General features: G+C 63.2%; 20 protein-coding genes. 19 read left to right on the forward strand and 1 reads right to left on the reverse strand.

The features are described 5' to 3' along the window. Nucleotides 1–15 precede the first annotated feature (15 nt). Entirely contained in the window at nucleotides 16–1,551 is a 1,536-nt protein-coding gene (locus tag L8F97_RS11935) for an aminoacyl--tRNA ligase-related protein (protein ID WP_242150003.1), read from the forward strand. 100 nt (nucleotides 1,552–1,651) lie between these two features. Here L8F97_RS11935 and L8F97_RS11940 read toward each other — a convergent pair whose 3' ends face one another. Continuing rightward, the gene (locus L8F97_RS11940) at nucleotides 1,652–2,599 is read right to left on the reverse strand and encodes a rhodanese-related sulfurtransferase (RefSeq protein WP_242150006.1); all 948 of its coding nucleotides are present in this window, start codon (nucleotides 2,597–2,599) and stop codon (nucleotides 1,652–1,654) included. A gap of 311 nt (nucleotides 2,600–2,910) precedes the next feature. Here L8F97_RS11940 and rpsL point away from each other — a divergent pair, with 311 nt between their 5' ends. From rpsL to rplE, 18 genes are all read left to right on the forward strand, one after another. Beyond that, nucleotides 2,911–3,282 carry a 30S ribosomal protein S12 gene (rpsL, locus tag L8F97_RS11945; protein ID WP_093226361.1) on the forward strand — a complete coding sequence of 124 codons (372 nt, stop codon included), beginning with the start codon at nucleotides 2,911–2,913 and terminating at the stop codon, nucleotides 3,280–3,282. Nucleotides 3,283–3,342: 60 nt separating this feature from the next. Then, nucleotides 3,343–3,813: a 30S ribosomal protein S7 gene (rpsG, locus tag L8F97_RS11950; protein ID WP_242150009.1), complete on the forward strand. Its 471-nt coding sequence runs from the start codon at nucleotides 3,343–3,345 to the stop codon at nucleotides 3,811–3,813. Nucleotides 3,814–4,003: 190 nt separating this feature from the next. Further along, nucleotides 4,004–6,100, forward strand: a complete 2,097-nt coding sequence (gene fusA / locus L8F97_RS11955) for an elongation factor G (RefSeq protein WP_242150012.1) — start codon at nucleotides 4,004–4,006, stop codon at nucleotides 6,098–6,100. Nucleotides 6,101–6,234: 134 nt separating this feature from the next. After that, nucleotides 6,235–7,428, forward strand: coding sequence for an elongation factor Tu (gene tuf, locus L8F97_RS11960; RefSeq protein WP_242150015.1), 1,194 nt, complete (start codon nucleotides 6,235–6,237; stop codon nucleotides 7,426–7,428). A gap of 202 nt (nucleotides 7,429–7,630) precedes the next feature. Then, nucleotides 7,631–7,939, forward strand: a complete 309-nt coding sequence (gene rpsJ / locus L8F97_RS11965; protein WP_007406109.1) for a 30S ribosomal protein S10 — start codon at nucleotides 7,631–7,633, stop codon at nucleotides 7,937–7,939. 211 nt (nucleotides 7,940–8,150) lie between these two features. Further along, on the forward strand, nucleotides 8,151–8,906 hold the full coding sequence (rplC, locus tag L8F97_RS11970; protein WP_242150018.1) for a 50S ribosomal protein L3: 756 nt from the start codon (nucleotides 8,151–8,153) through the stop codon (nucleotides 8,904–8,906). Nucleotides 8,907–8,908: 2 nt separating this feature from the next. Further along, the gene (gene rplD, locus L8F97_RS11975; RefSeq protein WP_242150021.1) at nucleotides 8,909–9,535 is read left to right on the forward strand and encodes a 50S ribosomal protein L4; all 627 of its coding nucleotides are present in this window, start codon (nucleotides 8,909–8,911) and stop codon (nucleotides 9,533–9,535) included. After that, a complete protein-coding gene (locus tag L8F97_RS11980) occupies nucleotides 9,528–9,842 on the forward strand; it encodes a 50S ribosomal protein L23 (protein ID WP_242150025.1) in 315 nt (104 codons plus the stop codon). Before rplD ends, L8F97_RS11980 begins: the two co-directional genes overlap by 8 nt. A 4-nt stretch (nucleotides 9,843–9,846) precedes the next feature. Further along, nucleotides 9,847–10,701 carry a 50S ribosomal protein L2 gene (rplB, locus tag L8F97_RS11985; RefSeq protein ID WP_242150028.1) on the forward strand — a complete coding sequence of 285 codons (855 nt, stop codon included), beginning with the start codon at nucleotides 9,847–9,849 and terminating at the stop codon, nucleotides 10,699–10,701. A gap of 1 nt (nucleotide 10,702) precedes the next feature. Continuing rightward, the gene (gene rpsS, locus L8F97_RS11990) at nucleotides 10,703–10,978 is read left to right on the forward strand and encodes a 30S ribosomal protein S19 (protein ID WP_130156697.1); all 276 of its coding nucleotides are present in this window, start codon (nucleotides 10,703–10,705) and stop codon (nucleotides 10,976–10,978) included. After that, nucleotides 10,978–11,355, forward strand: a complete 378-nt coding sequence (gene rplV / locus L8F97_RS11995; protein WP_242150032.1) for a 50S ribosomal protein L22 — start codon at nucleotides 10,978–10,980, stop codon at nucleotides 11,353–11,355. The genes rpsS and rplV overlap by 1 nt, the downstream gene beginning before the upstream one ends. Beyond that, complete coding sequence (gene rpsC / locus L8F97_RS12000) at nucleotides 11,355–12,062, forward strand: 30S ribosomal protein S3 (protein WP_242150035.1); 708 nt, start codon at nucleotides 11,355–11,357, stop codon at nucleotides 12,060–12,062. The genes rplV and rpsC overlap by 1 nt, the downstream gene beginning before the upstream one ends. A gap of 10 nt (nucleotides 12,063–12,072) precedes the next feature. Beyond that, nucleotides 12,073–12,507, forward strand: a complete 435-nt coding sequence (gene rplP, locus L8F97_RS12005) for a 50S ribosomal protein L16 (RefSeq protein ID WP_069206805.1) — start codon at nucleotides 12,073–12,075, stop codon at nucleotides 12,505–12,507. 1 nt (nucleotide 12,508) lies between these two features. Then, the gene (gene rpmC, locus L8F97_RS12010; protein ID WP_069206804.1) at nucleotides 12,509–12,715 is read left to right on the forward strand and encodes a 50S ribosomal protein L29; all 207 of its coding nucleotides are present in this window, start codon (nucleotides 12,509–12,511) and stop codon (nucleotides 12,713–12,715) included. A gap of 10 nt (nucleotides 12,716–12,725) precedes the next feature. Beyond that, nucleotides 12,726–12,998: a 30S ribosomal protein S17 gene (gene rpsQ / locus L8F97_RS12015; RefSeq protein ID WP_242150038.1), complete on the forward strand. Its 273-nt coding sequence runs from the start codon at nucleotides 12,726–12,728 to the stop codon at nucleotides 12,996–12,998. Between the two features lie 60 nt (nucleotides 12,999–13,058). Continuing rightward, nucleotides 13,059–13,427, forward strand: a complete 369-nt coding sequence (gene rplN, locus L8F97_RS12020; RefSeq protein ID WP_093226344.1) for a 50S ribosomal protein L14 — start codon at nucleotides 13,059–13,061, stop codon at nucleotides 13,425–13,427. Then, nucleotides 13,427–13,744: a 50S ribosomal protein L24 gene (gene rplX, locus L8F97_RS12025; protein WP_242150041.1), complete on the forward strand. Its 318-nt coding sequence runs from the start codon at nucleotides 13,427–13,429 to the stop codon at nucleotides 13,742–13,744. Before rplN ends, rplX begins: the two co-directional genes overlap by 1 nt. Further along, nucleotides 13,737–14,315 carry a 50S ribosomal protein L5 gene (gene rplE, locus L8F97_RS12030; RefSeq protein ID WP_242150045.1) on the forward strand — a complete coding sequence of 193 codons (579 nt, stop codon included), beginning with the start codon at nucleotides 13,737–13,739 and terminating at the stop codon, nucleotides 14,313–14,315. The genes rplX and rplE overlap by 8 nt, the downstream gene beginning before the upstream one ends.

The following is a 14,315-nucleotide window of genomic DNA, read 5'->3' on the forward strand; positions in this document are numbered from 1 at the left end:
CTATCGCCGCGCCCCATGATAAAGCACGCCCTGTCCGTCACGCGCGAAGCCGATTTCGCCGCCTGGTATCAAAACGTCATCACCGAGGCCGATATGGCCGAGGAATCGGGGGTGCGCGGCTGCATGGTGATCCGGCCGTGGGGGTACGGCATCTGGGAGCGGATGCAGCGCCTGCTCGACGATCGCATCAAGGCGACCGGGCATGAGAATTGCTATTTCCCGCTGTTCATCCCGCTCTCGTACTTCGAGAAGGAGGCCGAGCATGTCGACGGTTTCGCCAAGGAAATGGCTGTTGTCACGCACCACCGGCTGATCTCCGATGGCAAGGGCGGACTGGTGCCCGACCCTTCCGCCAAGCTGGAGGAGCCGCTGGTGGTCCGCCCGACTTCGGAGACGGTGATCGGCACGGCGTTCGCGCGCTGGGTGCAGTCGTGGCGCGATCTGCCTGTGCTCATCAACCAATGGGCGAACGTGGTGCGCTGGGAGATGCGCACCCGCATGTTCCTGCGCACCGCCGAGTTCCTCTGGCAGGAGGGCCACACCGCGCACGCCAGCGAGGCCGAGGCGCGTGAGGAAACGTTCAAAATGCTCGAAGTGTACCGCGAGTTCGCGGAGAACTGCGTCGCGCTGCCGGTGATCGCGGGCGAGAAGCCGGAGAACGAGCGCTTCCCCGGTGCGGTCGCGACGTTCAGCATCGAAGCGATGATGCAGGACGGCAAGGCGCTTCAGGCCGGTACCTCGCATTTCCTCGGCACCAACTTCGCCAAGGCGCAGAACATCACCTTCCAGAATGCGGCCGGTCAGGTCGAACTCGCGCAGACGACGAGCTGGGGCATGTCGACTCGGATGATCGGCGGGCTCATCATGACGCACGGTGACGATGATGGCCTGCGCGTGCCGCCGCGGATCGCGCCGTGGCAGGTGGTGATCGTGCCGATGCTGCGCGACGTGCCCGAGGATGCGGCAATCGTCGACTATTGCAAGGCGCTGCGGGCCGAGATCGGCGCGCTGAGCGCGTTCGGCGAGCCGGTGCGCGCGCTGCTCGACCTCAAGCAGGTCAAGGCGGCGACGAAGCGCTGGGGGTGGGTGAAGAAGGGCGCGCCGATCGTGATCGAAGTTGGCGGGCGCGACGTGGCAGGCGGCAACGTGTCGGTGATCCGCCGCGATCGGCTTCACCGTGAAGACGGCAAGCTCGACAGTGCGATCGTCGCCAAGGCTGACTTCGTGGCGCAGGCTGCTGATATGCTTAGCCAAATCCAGCTCGCGTTGTTCACGCAGGCGAAGGCGCGGCTCGACGCGGGCATCGTTCGCGACGTGGTGGATTTCGCGGGCGTGCAGGCGTTTTTCGCGGAAGGGGTGAAGAACCCGGGCTTCCTTGAAGTGCAATGGGCCAAGCCGAGTGGGGCCGCATTGGACACGGTGATCGAGCAGTTGAAGACGCTGAAGCTGACGCTGCGCAACGTGCCGATGGACGCTGCGCCCGTGGATGGCGTGTGCGTGTTCACCGGCGCGCCCGCGGTCGAGCGGGTGATCGTCGGGCGCTCCTACTAAGCGCGGACGTGCGTAGTTCGGCTGACCAGCGCGAGGGCTATGGCTGTGCTACGGTGTCGGGCGTTGCGTTTTTGGTGGGCAAACCGCGTTTGGCGAGAGCCTAGCCAGCGGGATCGGAGCGGTCGATCTGGACCGCGCCGACATGGCGGGTGCCACGCGCTTCGGCAAGTTTGACCTGACGGTGGCGTTCGGCGAGCGCGGCGCGCTTTTCGGAGTCGCGGGTGCCGTGGCAGGCGGGGCAGCTTACCCCTACTTCGAAGAGCGGCGAGGCCTGGTCTTCGGCGCTGACCGGCATGCGGCAGGCGCGGCACAGAGCATGGCTTCCGGCGGCAAGGCCGTGGCCGACCGCGACGCGTTCATCGAACACGAAACATTCGCCTTGCCAGCGACTTTCCGCTTCCGGGACTTCCTCGAGATATTTGAGGATGCCGCCGTGCAGGTGGAACACCGAGTCGAACCCCTCCGCCCTGACGAACGCGGTCGCCTTTTCGCAGCGGATCCCGCCGGTGCAGAACATCGCGATCGTCTTGCCTTCGAGTTCGGCGTGGTGGTCGCGAAACCATGCCGGGAAGTCGCTGAACGTGTCCGTCCCCGGATCAACCGCGCCGGCGAAGGTGCCGACCCGCACCTCGTACGCGTTGCGCGTATCGATCACCACCGTATCGGGCCGCGCGATCAGCGCATTCCAATCGGATGGCGCGACATAGGTGCCGACATCTTCCAGTGGGTCCACCTCAGGCTGACCCATCGTGACGATCTCGCGCTTCACGCGCACCTTCATGCGGTGGAACGGCATCTCGGTGGCGGTAGAGAATTTGATCTCTGCCTCCGCGCAGCCCGGCAGCGCACGGATATGACCGATGATCTCCGCGATCGCCGGTTCATTTCCCGCAATTGTGCCGTTGATCCCCTCGGCTGCGAGCAGCAAGGTGCCTTTCACACCGTGGCGCGTACACAGTTCAAGCAGTGGGCCTCTAAGCGCGGCGGGATCGGTAAAGCGGGCGAAGCGGTACAACGCGGCGACGTGAACGGGGTGGGGGGTATCCATCGCATCGCCGCTAGGACGAAACCTCGCCCCCAGTCAAAAGATGATGGTGGCGATGAGCGACCGCATCGCGCGACAGATCGTCCGCCGACGCACGGTGCCGGTGTGGTTGACCGTTTCCGACCCGCGCTGTATAGGCGCCGCTGCTCTACCGCAGACTCACGTGTGCGGACGGGTGCTTGAACATTGCTGGATGCATTCAGGGCCAGGGGGAATCGCCATGATTCCCGAAGGCCCTTTTGTATTCCCCATATTGTTCCGGGGGGGCGTGATGGCTCCAGCAAAGTAACCAAAACTCCAAGGTGAAGAGATTCATGCCGACGATCAACCAGCTGGTCCGCAAGGGCCGCGATCCGCAGAAGGCCAAGTCCAAGGTTCCTGCGATGGAAGCGAACCCGCAAAAGCGTGGCGTTTGCACCCGCGTCTACACGACGACCCCGAAGAAGCCGAACTCGGCGCTGCGCAAGGTGGCCAAGGTCCGCCTGACCAACAGCCGCGAAGTCATCAGCTACATTCCGGGCGAAGGCCACAACCTGCAGGAGCACTCGGTCGTGCTGATCCGCGGCGGGCGTGTGCGCGATCTTCCCGGCGTTCGCTACCACGTCCTGCGCGGCGTGCTCGATACGCAGGGTGTGAAGGACCGCAAGCAGTCGCGTTCGAAGTACGGCGCCAAGCGTCCCAAGTAATCTGCCAGAGTAAGCCCCGAACAGGTTTCGGACCGGCTGAAGCACAAGAAGGAATTTGAAATGGCACGTCGTCGTCGTCCCGAAAAGCGGGTCATCCTGCCTGATCCCCAGTACGGGGATGAGGTTCTCTCCAAGTTCATGAACAGCGTCATGCTCGACGGCAAGAAGTCGGTCGCGGAAGGCATCGTCTACACCGCGCTCGCCACGGTCGAGCAGCGTGCGAAGAAGGACCCGATCGGGGTCTTCCACGACGCGCTCCAGAACGTGAAGCCGGGCATCGAGGTCCGCAGCCGCCGCGTTGGTGGTGCGACCTATCAGGTTCCGGTCGAAGTCCGTCCGGAGCGTGCGCAGGCGCTGGCGATCCGCTGGCTGATCACGGCTGCGCGTTCGCGCAGCGAGAACACCATGTCGGCGCGTCTGTCGGGCGAACTGCTCGATGCGTCGAACAACCGTGGCAATGCGGTGAAGAAGCGCGAAGATACGCACCGCATGGCGGAAGCGAACCGCGCGTTCTCGCACTACCGCTGGTAAGCATGTCCATCATGGCGGGTTTGTAAGACCCGCCATGATGACCTATATGGGTGGCGGAGCCGAGAGGCTTCGCCACCACATTTTTATTTCATCATCTGCGCCGAGCGGCTATCGCGCGGCACGGCACGATTGGTGAACACTTTCCGCCGCCCGTTTTTACCGCCGTCCAGGCACCCAGGAGTGACGCATCATGGCCCGCAGCCATCCGCTCGACCGCTATCGCAACATCGGCATCATGGCGCACATCGACGCCGGCAAGACGACGACGACCGAGCGCATCCTTTACTACACCGGCAAGTCCTACAAGATCGGCGAAGTGCATGAAGGCACGGCGACGATGGACTGGATGGTCCAGGAGCAGGAGCGCGGGATCACGATCACGTCGGCTGCCACCACCTGCAAGTGGAAGGGCGAGGATGGCAAGGGCGAAGAGCACCTGATCAACATCATCGACACGCCGGGCCACGTCGACTTCACGATCGAGGTCGAGCGTTCGCTGCGCGTGCTCGACGGTGCGGTAGCCTGTTTCGACGGCGTCGCCGGCGTGGAGCCGCAGTCGGAGACGGTGTGGCGTCAGGCCGACAAGTACGGCGTGCCGCGCATGTGCTTCATCAACAAGCTCGACCGCACCGGCGCGAACTTTGATTTCTGCGTCAACTCGATCATCGAGCGCCTCGGCGCGAAGCCGGCGGTGCTGTATCTCCCGATCGGCATGGAAGGCGACTTCAAGGGTCTGGTCGATCTGGTCAACAACCGCGCGATCGTCTGGCTCGAGGAGAGCCTCGGCGCGAAGTTCGAATATCAGGACATCCCGGCGGAGCTGGCCGACAAGGCGGCTGCGGCGCGCGAGGCGTTGATCGAGCTGGTCGTCGACCAGGACGATGCGGCGATGGAAGCCTATCTCGAAGGCGATCTGCCCGACGTCGCGACGCTCAAGAGCCTGATCCGCAAGGGCACGCTCAACATGTCGTTCGTGCCGGTCGTTTGCGGTTCGGCGTTCAAGAACAAGGGTGTTCAGCCGCTGCTCGATGCCGTCGTCGACTACCTGCCGAGCCCGCTCGACGTTCCGGCGATCAAGGGCGTCAAGCTCGACGGCGAGACGCCGGACGAGCGTCCCTCGTCGGACGACGCGCCGTTCTCGGCGCTGGCGTTCAAGGTGATGAACGATCCGTTCGTCGGCACGCTGACCTTCGCGCGCATCTACTCGGGGAAGCTCGAGACCTCGTCGCAGGTCACGAACACCGTGAAGGACAAGAAGGAGAAGGTCGGTCGTATGCTGCTGATGCATGCGAACGACCGTGAGGACATCCAGGCAGCCTATGCCGGTGACATCGTTGCTCTGGCAGGTCTCAAGGATACGACGACGGGCGACACGCTCTGCGCGATCTCGTCGCCGATCATCCTCGAGCGGATGGAATTCCCGGAGCCGGTGATCGAGCTGTCGGTGGAGCCGAAGACCAAGGCCGATCAGGAGAAGATGGGCGTCGCGCTCAATCGCCTGGCACGCGAGGACCCGTCGTTCCGCGTCTCGTCGGATGCGGAAAGCGGCCAGACGATCATCAAGGGCATGGGCGAGCTCCATCTCGAGATCATCGTCGATCGCATGAAGCGCGAGTTCAAGGTCGAGGCCAACGTCGGCGCGCCGCAGGTGGCCTACCGCGAATATCTCGGCAAGCCGGTCGACATCGACTACACGCACAAGAAGCAGTCGGGCGGCACCGGCCAGTTCGGTCGCGTCAAGGTGAAGCTGACGCCGGGCGAGCGCGGTTCGGGCATCATCTTCAAGGACGAGATCAAGGGCGGTAACATTCCGAAGGAATATATCCCCGCGATCGAAAAGGGCTTCCGCGAGACGGCGGCCACGGGCTCGCTGGTCGGCTTCCCGATCATCGACTTCGAGATCCTGCTGTACGACGGTGCCTACCACGACGTCGACTCGTCGGCGCTGGCGTTCGAAATCACCGGCCGCGCAGCGATGCGCGAGGCGGCGCAGAAGTCGGGCATCAAGCTGCTCGAGCCGATCATGAAGGTCGAGGTCGTCACCCCCGAGGATTATCTCGGCGACGTCATCGGCGACATGAACAGCCGTCGTGGCCAGATCCAGGGCACCGACAGCCGCGGCAACGCACAGTCGGTCGAGGCGATGGTGCCGCTGGCCAACATGTTCGGCTACGTCAACTCGCTGCGTTCGTTCACGCAGGGGCGCGCGCAGTACAGCATGCAGTTCTCGCACTATGACGAAGTCCCGGCGAACGTCGCAGACGAAGTCAAGGCAAAGCTGGCCTGACGCATTTGAAGCTCGCGCGGCGGTTTGCGGCGTGCGGGCTTCAACGCAGGGCTGGTGTTCTTCATTTGGAGCCGCTATGGGGCCGCTTTCGCGCGGCATCCCCGGCACGGAAACGATCAATAAGGTAGGGAATCATGGCTAAAGCAAAGTTCGAGCGGACTAAGCCGCATCTCAACATCGGCACCATCGGTCACGTCGACCATGGTAAGACCTCGCTGACCGCAGCGATCACCAAGGTTCTCGCCGAGACCGGTGGCGCGACGTTCGTCGACTATGCCAACATCGACAAGGCTCCTGAGGAGCGCGAGCGCGGCATCACCATCTCGACCGCACACGTCGAGTACGAGACCACGGCGCGTCACTATGCACACGTCGACTGCCCGGGCCACGCTGACTATGTGAAGAACATGATCACCGGTGCGGCGCAGATGGACGGCGCGATCCTCGTCGTCTCGGCGACCGACGGCCCGATGCCGCAGACCCGCGAGCACATCCTGCTCGCCCGTCAGGTCGGCGTGCCGACGATGGTCGTGTTCATGAACAAGGTCGATCTGGTCGACGACGCCGAGATCCTCGAGCTCGTTGAACTCGAAATCCGCGAGCTGCTGTCGTCGTACGACTTCGACGGCGACAACATCCCGGTTATCCCGGGCTCGGCCGTGAAGGCTCTGGACGGCAGCAACGACGAGATCGGCAAGAATGCCGTTCTCAAGCTCATGGAAGCAGTCGACACGTACCTGCCGCAGCCTGAGCGTCCGCTCGACAAGCCGTTCATGATGCCGATCGAAGACGTGTTCTCGATCTCGGGTCGCGGTACGGTCGTCACCGGCCGCGTCGAGACCGGCGTTGTGAAGGTTGGCGAGGAAGTCGAGATCGTCGGTATCCACCCGGCGGTTCGCAAGACCACCGTCACCGGCGTTGAAATGTTCCGCAAGCTGCTCGATCAGGGTCAGGCCGGCGACAACATCGGCGCGCTGATCCGCGGCGTCGGCCGTGAAGAGGTCGAGCGTGGCCAGGTGCTCTGCAAGCCCGGCTCGATCAAGCCGCACACCGACTTCGCTTCTGAAGTGTACGTGCTGTCGAAGGACGAAGGTGGCCGTCACACGCCGTTCTTCGCCAACTATCGTCCGCAGTTCTACTTCCGGACCACGGACGTGACCGGCACCGTCGAGCTGCCCGAGGGCACCGAGATGGTCATGCCGGGCGATAACATCGCACTCGGCGTGAAGTTGATCGCGCCGATCGCTATGGACGTTGGCCAGCGCTTCACGATCCGTGAGGGTGGCCGCACCGTGGGTTCGGGCATCGTTTCGGGCATCACGAAGTAAGCGTTCCGCTTCTTCGCTGAAAAAGTTTACCGCCCGCGTCTCGAAAGAGGCGCGGGCGGTTGCTTTTTGTAGGAGCTCCCGCTAAGGGCGCTCCTCCGGTTTTAAACTGAACAATCAGCGGTGGCTTCTCGGACCGACCTTTGGCATTTTGCCGGGGATCAACCGAGGGAGGTCACCCCGCTCTTTCGCATTGGTAGGGTACATGGACAGCAACATCCGCATTCGCCTTAAGGCGTTCGATCATCGCGTGCTCGATCAGGCGACCGGCGACATCGCCGACACCGCCCGCCGCACCGGCGCACTCATCCGTGGCCCGATCCCTTTGCCTACGCGCATTGAGAAGTTCACGGTCAACCGTGGCCCGCACATCGACAAGAAGTCGCGCGAGCAGTTCGAGGTCCGTACCTACAAGCGCATGCTCGACATCGTTCAGCCGACCCCGCAGACGGTCGACGCGCTGATGAAGCTCGACCTCGCTGCTGGTGTTGACGTCGAGATCAAGCTCGCGTAAACGCGCCGCTTCACAAGAGATTCGGCCCTGTTCGCAGGGCAGTTTACGGGATACCGCCGAGTTCGCTCGGGTCTGCGTCCCCCGACACGCTTCCTGCTATAAGGAAGCACCAGCCCGGGTCGGGGCCGACGCAGTATAAAATGTTTCGGGTTGAGCACGCACGCTACGGAATTCCCCGTGGCGTGCCTCTGTTATGGAAAGGGATCAGATCATGCGCACTGGCGTGATCGCGAAGAAGTTGGGGATGACCCGTCTGTTCCAGGACGACGGCCGGCACGTGCCGGTTACCGTTCTGCAGCTTGACGCTCTCCAGGTCGTGGCCGTTCGCGAGGCCGATCGTGATGGATATGTCGCTGTCCAGTTGGGCGCCGGCGTCGCGAAGACCAAGAATGTTTCCAAGCCGCAGCGCGGCCACTTCGGCAAGGCCGAGGTTGAGCCCAAGGCGATCGTCCGCGAATTCCGCGTGTCCGACGATGCGGTCCTCGAAGTTGGCGCAGAGATCGCTGCCGACCATTACGTCGCCGGCCAGATCGTTGATGTGCAGGGCTACACGCAGGGCAAGGGCTTCCAGGGCGGCATGAAGCGCTGGGGCTTCGGCGGTCTGCGTGCGACCCACGGCGTGTCGGTGTCGCACCGTTCGCTCGGTTCGACCGGTCAGCGCCAGGATCCGGGCAAGGTCTTCAAGAACAAGAAGATGGCCGGCCACATGGGCGACGCGCAGCGTACCCAGCAGAACCTTGAGATCGTGTCGACCGACGTCGAGCGCGGCCTGATCTTCATCAAGGGCTCGGTGCCCGGATCGAAGGGCGGCTGGCTGCTCGTCAAGGATGCGGTCAAGGTCGACCGTCACAAGGACGCGCCGTACCCCGCCGGCCTCAAGGCCGCCCAGAACAACAACGATGCGCCTGCTGAGACGCCCGCCGATACGGCGAACGACGCAGCGGCCACCGACGGCCAGGAGGGCTGATCGTGAAGGTTACGCTTCAATCCTTCGCCGATAACGCCGCTGGCGATATCGAGCTGAACGACGAGGTCTTTGGCCTCGATCCTCGCGCAGACATTCTGCACCGTGTCGTCACCTGGCAGCTTGAAAAGCGCCGCGCGACTGCAAGCGGCACGCGCGAGCGCGCTGACGTTGCACGCACCGGCAAGAAGTTCGGTCGCCAGAAGGGCGGCGGTACCGCACGTCACGGCGATCGCCGCGCGCCGATTTTCGTCGGTGGTGGTAAGGCGCACGGTCAGCGCACCCGCGATTTTAATCCGGGCCTGAACAAGAAGATCCGCGCGCTCGGCCTCAAGATGGCGCTGAGCAGCCATGCCAAGGCAGGCACGCTGGTCGTCATGGACAGCCTGACCGTCGCCGAAAGCAAGACCAAGACGCTGATTGCGGATTGGGCGAAGCTCGGCACCGGCAAGACTGCTCTGGTCATCGACGGTGACATGGTCGAGAACACCTTCGCGCTCGCCGCGGGCAACCTGTCGACGATCAACGTGCTGCCGGCTGCCGGCGCCAACGTTTACGACATCCTGAAGCACGACACGCTGGTCCTGACCCGCGCTGCCGTTGAAAAGCTGGAGGCGCGCTTCAATGGCTAAGAAGCAGACTGGCGATATCGCGGTCCGTCATTACGACGTGATCGTAGCGCCGCACATCACCGAAAAGGCGACGATGCTTTCCGAGCATAACGCTGTGGTCTTCAAGGTTTCGCACGACGCGACCAAGCCGGAAATCAAGGCTGCGGTCGAGGCGCTGTTCGGGGTGGACGTCACTGGCGTCAACACCATCGTCCAGAAGGGCAAGACCAAGAAGTGGAAGGGCGCGCCCTACACGCGCTCGGACGTCAAGAAGGCGATCGTGACGTTGAAGGACGGTCAGTCCATCGACGTGACGACGGGGATCTGATCCGATGGCATTGAAGCATTATAATCCGACGAGCCCGGCACGCCGTGGTCTCATCCTGGTCGACCGCAGCGGCCTGCACAAGGGCGGCCCCGTCAAGGCGCTGACCGAAGGCAAGCGCAAGACCGGCGGCCGGAACAACAAGGGTCATGTCACCTCGCGCGGCATCGCCGGCGGTCACAAGCAGCGCTATCGTATCATCGATTTCAAGCGCCGCCTGTGGGATGTCGAGGGTACGGTCGAGCGGATCGAATATGATCCCAACCGTACCGCGTTCATCGCGCTCATCAATTATGGTGACACCGCTGAAGGCAAGTCGAACGTCGCGTACATCATCGCGCCGCAGCGCCTCGCCGTTGGCGACAAGGTCATCGCGAGCAAGAAGACCGACGTGAAGCCGGGCAACGCGATGGAATTGGGCCAGATGCCGGTCGGCACGATCGTCCACAACGTCGAGATGAAGCCGGGCAAGGGTGGTCAGCTCGCACGGTCTGCCGGCACGTACGTGCAGGTCGTCGGTCGCGACAAGGGCATGGTGATGATCCGCCTCAACTCGGGCGAGCAGCGCTACATCCACGCCGCGTGCATGGCGACGGTTGGTGCGGTGTCCAACCCGGACAACGGTAACACCAACCTTGCCAAGGCTGGTCGCAACCGCTGGCTCGGCATTCGCCCGCTCACGCGCGGCGTCGCCAAGAACCCGGTCGACCATCCGCACGGCGGTGGTGAAGGCCGGACCTCGGGCGGCCGTCATCCGGTCACGCCGTGGGGCAAGCCGACGAAGGGTGCGCGCACCCGTCACAACAAGTCGACGGACAAGATGATTATCCGTTCGCGTCATTCGACGAAGAGGAAGGGCTAAGATGGCTCGCTCAGTTTGGAAGGGTCCTTTTGTGGACCTCCATCTGCTGAAGAAGGCAGAAACCGCGCAGGACACCAACGCGCGTGGTGCGATCAAGACCTGGTCGCGTCGCTCGACGATCCTGCCGCAGTTCGTCGGCCTGACGTTCAGCGTGTACAACGGCCGCAAGTTCGTGCCGGTTTCCGTCAACGAGGACATGGTGGGCATGAAGCTCGGCGAGTTCGCGCCGACGCGGTATTTCCCCGGTCACGCTGCTGACAAGAAGGGCAAGCGCTGATGTCTAAGGCGAAATCCCCCCGCAAGGTCGGTGAGAAGGAAGCTCTCTCGGTCGGCACGCAGATCCGCGGATCGGCGCAGAAGCTTGGTCTGGTTGCCGCGCTCATCCGCGGCAAGAAGGTCGGCGATGCGATGAACATCCTGCAGTTCTCGACCAAGGGCATGGCGATCGACGCGCGCAAGGTGCTGGCCTCGGCCATCGCCAACGCCGAGAACAACCACAACCTTGATGTCGACGCGCTGGTCGTGTCCGAGGCTTCGGTCGGCAAGTCGATCGTGATGAAGCGGTTCGCCACGCGCGGTCGCGGCAAGTCGACCCGCATCCTCAAGCCGTTCAGCCGTCTGCGCATCGTCGTGCGCGAGCAGGAAGAAGCATAATGGGTCAAAAATCGAACCCGATCGGTCTGCGCCTGCAGATCAACCGCACCTGGGACAGCCGCTGGTATGCGGAAGGCGCCGACTATGGTCGTCTCCTTCTCGAAGACCTCAAGATGCGCCAGTACATCATGAAGACGCTGCCGCAGGCGGCGATCTCGAAGGTCGTAATCGAGCGTCCTGCCAAGCTGTGCCGCGTGTCGATCTATGCCGCCCGTCCGGGTGTCATCATCGGCAAGAAGGGTGCGGACATCGAGAAGCTTCGCAAGAAGCTTGGTGCGATGACCACGTCTGACGTGTCGCTAAACATCGTCGAGATCCGCAAGCCGGAAGTCGACTCGAAGCTCGTCGCGCAGGGTATCGCCGATCAGCTCGAGCGTCGTATCGCCTTCCGCCGCGCCATGAAGCGTGCGGTGCAGTCGGCGATGCGTCTCGGCGCCGAGGGTATTCGGATCAACTGCGGTGGCCGTCTTGGCGGCGCCGAGATCGCACGGACCGAATGGTATCGTGAGGGCCGGGTGCCGCTTCACACGCTGCGCGCGAACGTCGACTATGCGGAAGCGCAGGCGCACACCGCCTACGGCGTTTGCGGCGTCAAGGTCTGGATCTTCAAGGGTGAGATCCTCGGCCACGACCCGCTCGCGCAAGAGCGCATCATGATGGAGGCTCAGACCTCCGGCGTGCGCCCGGCGCGCGACGACCGTCGCTAAGGACTGAATCATGCTGCAACCAAAAAAGACCAAGTTTCGCAAGGCCTTCAAGGGCCGCATTCATGGTGATGCCAAGGGTGGCACCACGCTCAACTTCGGCTCGTACGGGCTGAAGGCGATGGAGCCGGATCGTTTGACCGCACGCCAGATCGAGGCGGCTCGCCGCGCGATCACGCGTCACATCAAGCGTCAGGGCCGTTTGTGGATCCGCGTGTTCCCGGACGTTCCGGTTTCGGGCAAGCCTGCCGAAGTCCGCATGGGCTCGGGTAAGGGTTCGCCGGAGTTCTGGGCGGCACGGGTCAAGCCAGGCCGCATCCTGTTCGAACTGGACGGCGTGCCCGGCGATATCGCTGCAGTCGCGTTCAGCCGCGCAGCGATGAAGCTGCCGATCAAGGTTAAGGTTGTCGCCCGCCTTGGCGACACCTCGCATCTGGGAGTCGTGTAATATGGCACGGATCGACGATCTGAAGGCGAAGTCCGAGGACCAGTTGTCCGAGGAACTCGGCAACCTGAAGCGCGAGGCGTTCAACCTCCGGTTCCAGGCCGCGACCAACCAGCTCGAAAAGCCGAGCCGGGTTCGCGAAGTCCGCCGCGACATCGCCCGTATCAAGACGCTGCAGACCGCTCGCTCGCGCGACGCGGCTGCCAAGTAAGGAAGTAGACATGCCGAAGCGCGTGCTCACGGGACTGATCGTCTCGGACAAGGGCGACAAGACGGTGGTCGTGAACGTGGAGCGCAAGGTCAAGCACGCGCTCTACGGCAAGATCATCCGCCGCTCGAAGAAGTATCATGCTCACGACGAGAGCAACGAGTATAAGCAGGGTGAAACGGTGCGTATCGAAGAGACCGCGCCGATCTCCAAGCTGAAGACCTGGAAGGTGATCGATCGGGTTAACACCCACGCGACGCCGGAGCGGGTCGACGTCGACGCGTAAGCGTCACATTGCAGTCGGGGTCCGGTCGGTATCGGCCCCATATGAGAAGGAAGCGGATCTATGATCCAGATGCAGTCCAATCTCGACGTCGCTGACAACAGCGGCGCGAAGCGGGTCATGTGCATCAAGGTGCTTGGGGGCTCCAAGCGCCGTACTGCCAGCGTCGGCGACATCATCGTCGTCAGCGTCAAGGAAGCGGCCCCACGCGGCCGCGTGAAGAAGGGTGACGTGCACCGCGCCGTTATCGTGCGCACCGCGAAGGACATTCGCCGCGCCGACGGTTCGGTCATCCGCTTCGACGGCAACGCCGCCGTTCTGGTCAACAAGAACGAGGAGCCGATCGGCACCCGTATCTTCGGACCGGTCGTGCGCGAGCTGCGTGGCAAGAAGCACATGAAGATCATCAGCCTTGCGCCGGAGGTGCTGTAATGGCCGCCGCAAAGATCAAGAAGGGTGACCGCGTCATCGTTCTGTCCGGCAAGGACAAGGGCAAGACCGGCGAAGTGACCCAGGCGTTCCCGAAGGACGGCAAGGTCGTCGTCGCGGGTGTCAACGTCCACGTCCGTCACACCAAGCCGACCCAGGGTGACCCGCAGGGCGGCCTGAAGCGTTCGGAAGCACCGCTCGACGCGTCGAACGTGGCGCACGTCACCGCCGACGGCAAGCCGACGCGCGTCCGCTTCGAAATGCAGGACGGCAAGAAGGTCCGCGTCGCGGTCAAGACCGGGGAGAAGATCAGTGGCTGACGCCTACAAGCCCCGGATGAAGGGCATTTACGACGATCGCATCGTCAAGGCGATGACCGAAAAGTTCGGTTATAAGAACCCGATGGAGGTTCCGCGCATCGACAAGATCGTCCTCAACATGGGCGTCGGTGAAGCGACCCAGGACAAGAAGAAGGTCGACAAGGCGGCTACCGAAATGGAGCTGATCGCCGGCCAGAAGCCTGTCATCACCAAGGCGAAGAAGTCGATCGCGCAGTTCAAGCTGCGTGAGGGTATGCCGATCGGCGTCAAGGTCACGCTGCGCCGCGAGCGCATGTACGAGTTCCTCGACCGCTTCATCACGATCGCGCTGCCGCGCGTCCGCGATTTCCGTGGCCTGAACGACAAGAGCTTCGACGGGCGCGGCAACTATGCCTGCGGCCTCAAGGAGCAGCTGATCTTCCCGGAAATCAGCTACGATCAGGTCGATCAGATCCGCGGCATGGACGTGATCGTCGCGACGACCGCGAAGACCGATGATGAAGCGCGTGAGCTGCTCCGTCTGTTCGGCTTCCCGTTCCCGATTGAAGCCGAAGAAAAGAAGGCGGCATAA

The organism is Sphingomonas sp. BAUL-RG-20F-R05-02 (assembly GCF_022662305.1).
Taxonomy (GTDB): Bacteria; Pseudomonadota; Alphaproteobacteria; order Sphingomonadales; family Sphingomonadaceae; genus Sphingomonas.

Bases quoted from the DNA above. Each gene is read 5' to 3' on its own strand.
- rplB (WP_242150028.1), top strand. From the start codon at position 9,847: ATGGCATTGAAGCATTATAATCCGACGAGCCCGGCACGCCGTGGTCTC.
- rpsG (WP_242150009.1), top strand. From the start codon at position 3,343: ATGGCACGTCGTCGTCGTCCCGAAAAGCGGGTCATCCTGCCTGATCCC.
- tuf (WP_242150015.1), top strand. From the start codon at position 6,235: ATGGCTAAAGCAAAGTTCGAGCGGACTAAGCCGCATCTCAACATCGGC.
- L8F97_RS11980 (WP_242150025.1), top strand. From the start codon at position 9,528: ATGGCTAAGAAGCAGACTGGCGATATCGCGGTCCGTCATTACGACGTG.
- rplN (WP_093226344.1), top strand. From the start codon at position 13,059: ATGATCCAGATGCAGTCCAATCTCGACGTCGCTGACAACAGCGGCGCG.
- L8F97_RS11940 (WP_242150006.1), bottom strand. From the start codon at position 2,599: ATGGATACCCCCCACCCCGTTCACGTCGCCGCGTTGTACCGCTTCGCC.
- rpsS (WP_130156697.1), top strand. From the start codon at position 10,703: ATGGCTCGCTCAGTTTGGAAGGGTCCTTTTGTGGACCTCCATCTGCTG.
- rplC (WP_242150018.1), top strand. From the start codon at position 8,151: ATGCGCACTGGCGTGATCGCGAAGAAGTTGGGGATGACCCGTCTGTTC.
- rplP (WP_069206805.1), top strand. From the start codon at position 12,073: ATGCTGCAACCAAAAAAGACCAAGTTTCGCAAGGCCTTCAAGGGCCGC.
- rplV (WP_242150032.1), top strand. From the start codon at position 10,978: ATGTCTAAGGCGAAATCCCCCCGCAAGGTCGGTGAGAAGGAAGCTCTC.
- rpsJ (WP_007406109.1), top strand. From the start codon at position 7,631: ATGGACAGCAACATCCGCATTCGCCTTAAGGCGTTCGATCATCGCGTG.
- L8F97_RS11935 (WP_242150003.1), top strand. From the start codon at position 16: ATGATAAAGCACGCCCTGTCCGTCACGCGCGAAGCCGATTTCGCCGCC.
- fusA (WP_242150012.1), top strand. From the start codon at position 4,004: ATGGCCCGCAGCCATCCGCTCGACCGCTATCGCAACATCGGCATCATG.
- rpsL (WP_093226361.1), top strand. From the start codon at position 2,911: ATGCCGACGATCAACCAGCTGGTCCGCAAGGGCCGCGATCCGCAGAAG.
- rplX (WP_242150041.1), top strand. From the start codon at position 13,427: ATGGCCGCCGCAAAGATCAAGAAGGGTGACCGCGTCATCGTTCTGTCC.
- rpsQ (WP_242150038.1), top strand. From the start codon at position 12,726: ATGCCGAAGCGCGTGCTCACGGGACTGATCGTCTCGGACAAGGGCGAC.
- rpsC (WP_242150035.1), top strand. From the start codon at position 11,355: ATGGGTCAAAAATCGAACCCGATCGGTCTGCGCCTGCAGATCAACCGC.
- rpmC (WP_069206804.1), top strand. From the start codon at position 12,509: ATGGCACGGATCGACGATCTGAAGGCGAAGTCCGAGGACCAGTTGTCC.